This window comes from Sphingomonas antarctica, from assembly GCF_965137005.1.
In the GTDB taxonomy this organism is placed as follows: domain Bacteria; phylum Pseudomonadota; class Alphaproteobacteria; order Sphingomonadales; family Sphingomonadaceae; genus Sphingomonas_O; species Sphingomonas_O antarctica.
In genome coordinates this window covers 1-1,269 of sequence record NZ_CBCRXM010000041.1, presented here as the reverse complement: position 1 = coordinate 1,269, position 1,269 = coordinate 1, and the positions used below count along the sequence as shown (strand labels likewise).

General features: G+C 61.5%; 1 protein-coding gene. It reads right to left on the bottom strand.

Going from position 1 to position 1,269, the window contains the following annotated elements; translation table 11 throughout:
* Positions 1-34: 34 nt before the first annotated feature.
* A protein-coding gene (locus tag ACM9ME_RS15370; protein WP_415644335.1) for an IS3 family transposase occupies positions 35-1,206 on the bottom strand; the annotation gives its coding sequence in 2 pieces (ribosomal slippage) (positions 35-942 and positions 942-1,206; 1,173 coding nt in all).
* Positions 1,207-1,269 lie beyond the last annotated feature (63 nt).

Here is a 1,269-nt window from a genome sequence, read left to right as displayed (position 1 = left end):
TGACCTGCCCCCGGCGAGTGGACCGGGTTGATTGTTAGTGGATTATGCTCGCCGCCGCCATATCCGGGCGGAGGTGGAGCGAAGCGGAACCGGAGGCCGGATATGGCGGTGAAGCCGTTTCCGGGGCCGGCGGTCGGTAGCCCAGGCTGCTGTGCGGACGGACGGTGTTGTAATGTCGCCGCCAGGCTTCGATCAGCACCTTTGCCTCGGCGAGGCTGTAGAAGATCTCGCCGTTGAGCAGTTCGTCGCGCAGCGACCCGTTGAAGCTCTCATTATAGCCATTCTCCCATGGTGATCCCGGTGCGATGTAGAGCGTCTTTACGCCGATCTGGCCGAGCCATTGCTGCACGGCATTGGCAATAAATTCGGCGCCATTGTCCGACCGGATATGTGCCGGCGGGCCTCGTGTGATGAACAGGTCCGCCAGTGCGGCGAGCACATCTTCATGTTTGAGCTGACGAGCGACAACCAGCGCCAGACATTCCCGGCTGGCCTCGTCGATGATGGTCAGGATGCGGAACTTGCGACCATCATGCGTGCGGCCTTCGACGAAGTCGTACGCCCATACATGCCCCGGATATTCCGGCCTCAGCCGGATGCACGAGCCGTCGTTCAACCACAGCCGCCCACGTTTCGGTTGCTTCTGCGGCACCTTTAGCCCTTCGCGCCGCCAGATCCGCTCGACCCGTTTATGGTTCACCGTCCAACCCGCATGGCACAGCAAGGCCGTCACCCGGCGATAGCCGTAGCGACCATATTGTTTCGCCAGCGCGATGATGTCTTCCGATAGCGCCTGTTCGTCATCCGCCCCGCGCGGCACCTTGCGCTGCGTCGATCGATGCTGGCCCAGCACCCGGCAGATCCGTCGTTCGGACACCGAGAGCTCGCGTCGCACATGATCGATACAGCGCCGTCGCCGCGCGGGGCTCAGAAGTTTCCCCGGGCTGCCTCCTGCAAAATCAGCTTGTCCAGCGTCAGGTCAGAGATCGCCCTTCGAAGCCGAAGGTTCTCCTTCTCCAGATCCTTCATCCGCCGGGCCTGGTCAGTCTTCAGACCGCCATACTCCTTGCGCCAGCGATAATATGTCTGCTCGCTGACCGCGATCCGCCGACATGCTTCCGCAGTCGATGACCCCTGTGCCAGCACAATCTCAACTTCACGCAGCTTCCCGATAATCTCTTCCGGCTTGTGCTTCTTGCTCGGCATTCGTCGTCCCTTTCGTGGTCCAGACTATCATAGTCTCTGGGCCACTCAGCGGGGGGCAGATCA